Annotated in this window: 6 protein-coding genes and 2 pseudogenes; 2 read left to right on the top strand and 6 right to left on the bottom strand. The window is 37.3% G+C overall.

Annotated features, from left to right (window positions below):
- Nucleotides 1-113 precede the first annotated feature (113 nt).
- The 4 genes from V7266_RS29965 to V7266_RS29950 form a co-directional block, all read right to left on the bottom strand.
- Nucleotides 114-791 carry a TerC family protein gene (locus V7266_RS29965; protein WP_335472901.1) on the bottom strand — a complete coding sequence of 226 codons (678 nt, stop codon included), beginning with the start codon at nt 789-791 and terminating at the stop codon, nt 114-116.
- Nucleotides 792-913: 122 nt separating this feature from the next.
- A complete protein-coding gene (locus V7266_RS29960) occupies nt 914-1,345 on the bottom strand; it encodes a VOC family protein (RefSeq protein WP_335472899.1) in 432 nt (143 codons plus the stop codon).
- Nucleotides 1,346-1,704: 359 nt separating this feature from the next.
- On the bottom strand, nt 1,705-1,884 hold the full coding sequence (locus V7266_RS29955) for a hypothetical protein (protein ID WP_335472897.1): 180 nt from the start codon (nt 1,882-1,884) through the stop codon (nt 1,705-1,707).
- A 59-nt stretch (nt 1,885-1,943) separates the two neighbouring features.
- Entirely contained in the window at nt 1,944-3,005 is a 1,062-nt protein-coding gene (locus V7266_RS29950; protein ID WP_335472896.1) for an NAD(P)-dependent alcohol dehydrogenase, read from the bottom strand.
- Nucleotides 3,006-3,276: 271 nt separating this feature from the next.
- On the opposite strand from V7266_RS29950, the pseudogene V7266_RS29945 reads away from it, so the two are divergent.
- Nucleotides 3,277-3,411 (top strand): annotated as a pseudogene (locus tag V7266_RS29945) (TetR-like C-terminal domain-containing protein); the annotation flags it as partial.
- Here the strand turns inward: V7266_RS29945 and V7266_RS29940 are convergent.
- On the bottom strand, nt 3,408-3,611 hold the full coding sequence (locus tag V7266_RS29940) for a hypothetical protein (RefSeq protein WP_335472894.1): 204 nt from the start codon (nt 3,609-3,611) through the stop codon (nt 3,408-3,410). The pseudogene V7266_RS29945 and the gene V7266_RS29940 overlap by 4 nt on opposite strands.
- A gap of 268 nt (nt 3,612-3,879) precedes the next feature.
- Nucleotides 3,880-4,743: an aldo/keto reductase gene (locus V7266_RS29935; RefSeq protein WP_335472893.1), complete on the bottom strand. Its 864-nt coding sequence runs from the start codon at nt 4,741-4,743 to the stop codon at nt 3,880-3,882.
- A gap of 439 nt (nt 4,744-5,182) precedes the next feature.
- Between V7266_RS29935 and V7266_RS29930 the strand changes: the two are divergent.
- Nucleotides 5,183-5,372, top strand: a pseudogene (locus V7266_RS29930) (hypothetical protein); the annotation flags it as partial.

Below are 5,372 nucleotides of genomic sequence, written 5' to 3'. Positions count from 1 at the left end.
AAGCCGAACTTATACAAGTACGAATAAAAACTTGTATAAGTTCGGCTTATAATAAAATTTTAAAAATTAAAGAATTGCACCCATTTAAGTGCCACATTTCATTTCTTATTTTCTTAACTTTCCTTAGCTGTTTTTATCTTATTAGTTAAATATCCTAAACCAATGACAAGAATTATACTAGTTGTAGGAATCAATAAATGTACATCCTGAGGAAGAACATCCTCGAATTTTGGTTCTCCAACCATCATTTCACCTGCAGTCCAAGCCAATATTCCAGCACCCACATAAGAAATGATTGGGTACTTTTCCATTGCTTTTAGAATTAATTGGCTGCCAAAAACAACTAGAGGAATACTAACCATAACGCCAATAATGATACCGGCTATATTTCCTTCAACCGCACCAGCAATAGCTAGGACATTATCAAGGGACATGATCGCATCAGCAATAATAATTGTTTTCACCGCGGAAATGAAACTTGAACCTCCTTCTCTATGAACTTCTTCATCCTCATCTATTAGAAGTTTTATGGCAATATACACTAGAAGGAGACCACCTGCAAAAGTTACGAATGGTAATTCTAGTAGGTAAACAATTGCTATTGCAAATATTAATCGTAAAATAATAGCTCCGAATGTTCCCCAAAAGATTGCTTTCTTTTGTTGCTTTTTTGGAACATTACGTGATGCCATGGCGATTACAACTGCGTTATCCCCACTTAATACAATATTGATTAAAATAACTTCTAAAAGAACCGCAAAAGACAATCCATAAATTTCCAAAATGTTCACCTCAGGAATAAGCTAACTAAGTCATTATATTATTCTGAGGTTTGAAAAATACCGGTTTTATGTTATTCAAATATTTTTATATCTGTTTGTTTGGTTCCTGGGGCACAATGAATCAATCAATCTTAATTTTCCTTGTTGTAATTTAAAGTATAGGAATTTTGCAATACGATTCTCCACCCATCCGGATCCTCAATGGTCACTCCCGCATTTTTCCAATATGGATTTTCAGGTTCAACTTCTTTATACCCCATTCGATTCAATCTTTGGACAATCATATCTCTAGCATCTTTGTCAGGGAAATAGAACACGAGCAAATTATCTTTTGTTGGTGCCGGGCACGGGCTGCCCTCCTCATGCTGGGTAAACTCCAAATGGTAACTAGCATCCGGTAACCCTAGCATAATACCGTCATACCCATCGTGTCCTTCAAATGATCCTATTACCTTTAATCCCACCCCATCCCGATAGAACTCTACTAGTTTCTGTAATTGATTGGTAGGTCTTGCAACTCGAAATTGTACAACGGGTAAGTCTTCTGACCAAACCTTTTTCATAACTGCACCTCTTTTAATAAAATTCTGGGCCAAATGGACATCTTTTAATATATTCTTAAGGTTCAAATTTTCAAAGATTATCATAATGAATGATTATTGTTCATGTATTTTTTGTATTTCCCATTAGGAAATACCAAGGCAATACATTTTTACTCTAATCTAATTAACACTTATTATAACAAATAACCCTATAACTGGAAGGATTTCCAATTATAAAAAAAAAATTTAGTACCATTTAATTAATCAAATTAATTTTCTTCATTGACCGCACTATTGTCTACCGTAATTGCAGATGTAATCCACTAGTAATGACAGAAGAAAACCACCTCGAAAGAAGCGGTTTATTTTCCAAAGAGTCATTATTGTCCTGCATCATTTTTAGCATTGTCGTTATCGATGAATTGAGCATCATTTTCAGTAGCAAACTCACTATTCTCGTTGCTTACAATTTGTTCATTGTTAGTATGTTTGTCGGTATGATTTTGGACAAATTTTGCAAAATTACCATTGTTAGGCGAAAAGTTCTTCCCTTGGCTCATGAGAGACCTCCTTGGTGATATATTAGAATGACGGACCTAGCTTAAGAAATAAAGAAGAATTACATAGTTGATATGTCTATGACGAAACGATAGCGTACATCGCTGCGTAGAACTCGCTCATATGCTTCATTTATTTGTTCAGCACGGATGATTTCAATCATAGGAGCTATACTGTGTTCAGCAGCAAAGTCTAGCATCTCCTGAGTTTCACGAATTCCACCTACAAGAGATCCAGCAATACTGCGGCGACCCATAATTAAAGAAAAAACATGATACTTATCTGCCTCAGATGGAGCCCCGACATTTACAAGTGTTCCATCTACCCGAAGCATAGATAAATACGCATCAACATCTAGATTGGCAGAAACTGTGTTTAATATCAGGTCAAATCGACCAGCCAACTCTTTGAATGTGGCAGGATCACTGGTTGCATAATAATGATCCGCCCCCAGCTTTATTGCCTCAACTTTCTTATTCATACTTTGGCTCAATGCCGTTACTTCGGCACCCATGGCATGGGCAAACTGAACCGCTACGTGTCCAAGGCCTCCCACCCCCACAATGGCAACTTTTTTACCTGAACCGATGTTCCAGTGTTTCAAGGGAGAATATGTAGTGATCCCTGCACACAAAAGTGGAGCCGCCACATCCAAACCTAGTGCCTCTGGAATACGGACAACAAAACCTTCCTTCACAACAATTTTTTGGCTATATCCACCGTATGTCGGATTACCATCATAGTCTAATGAATTGTATGTGCTGATAACACCTTTCGTACAAAATTGCTCTTCACCGCTCTGGCAGTATTCGCATTCGCCGCATGAGTCAACAAAACAACCAACACCAACATGGTCCCCAACAGCAAATTTTGTAACATTTGGGCCCACTGCTGCCACAACTCCTGCAATTTCATGACCAGGAACCATAGGGAATATTCCGCCTCCCCATTCATCATAGGCACTGTGAATATCGGAGTGACAAATACCACTAAACTTAATATCAATTAAGACGTCGTCTGGTCTTAATTCTCTACGCTCAATGGTCGTGCGGTCGAAAGGTGCCTTTGCCTTTGGAGCACTAAGAACACCCGTCGTTGTTGTTTTTTTTTGATTATTAGACATTAAAACAACACAATCCTTTCTAGCTAACACCGAAGAATATGATTAACAATAATAGAGTTACCCCTTTCCTGTACCCTATACACAAATGATAACTAAGCACTTAAATACGATTTATTCGTTTATGGACCAATTAAATCTAATTATCTCTAAAAAAAATATCTCCAACAATGTTTAAAGTTGAGTTGAGCACACTCATATGAACTGATCTTTTAGAAAAATAAAAAGAAGGATCAACCAATTGATTGACCCATCCTTTCATCTAAATAGAGTATTTATTGGAATTGTGGAATGGTGGATAATGAATGGAATGCCTTATCCACCTCAAGTCATGGCAGAACAAGTGGGAATGTTGCTAGAAAGGAATTTATACTTTATTTCAGCTGTGGTCCCAATAATATTGTGTTAATCTTGAATCAATCCTTTGGACATTTTTTCAAACAGTTCCACTGGTAGTGTAAATTTGGTTGTTTTATCGTTACGTACATATGTTACTATTTCTACCTGATTCCCTTTTCTTACGACTTCTAATAATGAATTCTCACCTTTATCCCTAATTGAAACATATAGACCATTTTTCTTTTCTTTCTCTTTATATTCATAGTTCATAAAACCACTCCCTGTTTATTTTATTCAATAACCTATTTAGAAAATCCTTCTTGAAGTAATCTGAGATAAGGACCCGGCTATTTTTGTAACTGAAAGCCATAGGATGTTATTCAGAGCTTATTTGGTCACGAGAAAAGTGAACCACTCGTATCTATGTCCAATTTAACGGGAGTATCAGATAGGAGCTATACGGAAATACTTTTAAACTAAGAAAGGCGATGCTTAAAGAAGCATCGCCCATCTAAAAAGTCCTCAATTCATTACCTTTTTATTTTAATTTCCCTCCAAATACGGGGAAGAAGCTATGCTCACCATAATTCTGGATGTGCTCTACATTCTTCAAAGTTTCCATATCTGCATCTAGAATAGCAAAATCAAGCTCTGCATTGTTTCTCATGTGATCCGGATTTGCTGTCTTAGGAATTACTACAAGACCTAGCTGAATATCATAACGCAGGCAAAGCTGAGCAACAGATACGCCATACTTATCAGCTATCACCTTAACCTCTGCATTATCAAGAACTGCACCGTGTGCAATAGGTGAGTATGCCTCTACCAGGATGTCATTCTTCTGGCAGAATTCGATTAGTTCCAAAGGAGTATTGCTCACATGTGCTAATATCTGATTTACCATAGGCTTTATCTCACAGCTTGCAAGAATATTCATTACATCATCCTGAAGGAAGTTGGAAAGGCCGATTGCCTTTACCTTTCCTGTCTTATAAGCATTCTCCATTGCTTTCCATACTTCTTTGTTTTCCTCGAAGTAACGGTTCTCGTCACGGAACTCCATCCAAGGCTGTGGGCTGTGGATAATCAAAAGGTCAATGTATTCCAGTCCCAGCTTTGCTAAAGACTTATCAATGGACTGCGTAACTGCATCATATGTTTTTGCCTCTGCAGCCACCTTTGTCGTGATGAAAAGTTCTTCTCTTGCAACACCGCAAGAACGGATTCCTTCGCCTACACCAGCTTCATTCATATAAGCCTGAGCAGTATCAATATGACGATAGCCCAGAGAGACCGCATCACGCACCGCCTGTGCGGCCTGTGCATCGTCAAGCAGCCAGGTGCCAAGACCTAATTTTGGAATTTCTATACCATTTGATAATTTGTAAGTTTCGTTAAACATATTTTTGTCTCCTTTGCATTGTTATATTTTTGTAGTACCTTATTGACTTTTTTATCTTATAATTCAAGTTTGCACATGTGGATATCATTATCCCTAAAAAATTCATGCATCGCTTTATGCCTTATTAATCAACATCTGTTTATAATTATAAAAAATCCCTATATACTTTCAATGGTTAAATTAACGCATATCGTTGATTACTCAACAAATCAATTAACATTGTTGATTATCTTTTACTAAAAAAGCCGTTTTCTCGACAAGGAAACGGCTTTTCTTAATACTAATTCATAATTTTTTGGGTTCATTTCCCCAAAACTAACACATAAGGAACCACAATCACACGACCCCCTCGTATTGAACCAGCCCCCACGAAAAGTATATTTCTAATAATCAGTGAAAAAATAACTGTTGTATCCGAACTTCCAAGGAGGAATTTATCATGGCTCATTTCGCTGACCATCACCATACAGGTGAAACGGTAATGGAATCTGGACAATATATTGATGCAGGTGGAACAAAGAAGGATCTTCACCAAGGCGATACATTTCCAAATTGTCCTGTTTCAGGAGAAGCAACAACTTGGTCACATGCAAGCCATGTTCATCGTACAGGAGAAACTGTTATGGAAT

The organism is Neobacillus drentensis (assembly GCF_036965645.1).
Lineage (GTDB): Bacteria > Bacillota > Bacilli > Bacillales > Cytobacillaceae > Neobacillus > Neobacillus drentensis_D.
This window is presented reverse-complemented; position numbering and strand designations above follow the sequence as displayed.

Coding starts and splice junctions, on each gene's coding strand:
- V7266_RS29950 (WP_335472896.1), bottom strand. CDS start 3,005: ATGTCTAATAATCAAAAAAAAACAACAACGACGGGTGTTCTTAGTGCT.
- V7266_RS29960 (WP_335472899.1), bottom strand. CDS start 1,345: ATGAAAAAGGTTTGGTCAGAAGACTTACCCGTTGTACAATTTCGAGTT.
- V7266_RS29940 (WP_335472894.1), bottom strand. CDS start 3,611: ATGAACTATGAATATAAAGAGAAAGAAAAGAAAAATGGTCTATATGTT.
- V7266_RS29955 (WP_335472897.1), bottom strand. CDS start 1,884: ATGAGCCAAGGGAAGAACTTTTCGCCTAACAATGGTAATTTTGCAAAA.
- V7266_RS29935 (WP_335472893.1), bottom strand. CDS start 4,743: ATGTTTAACGAAACTTACAAATTATCAAATGGTATAGAAATTCCAAAA.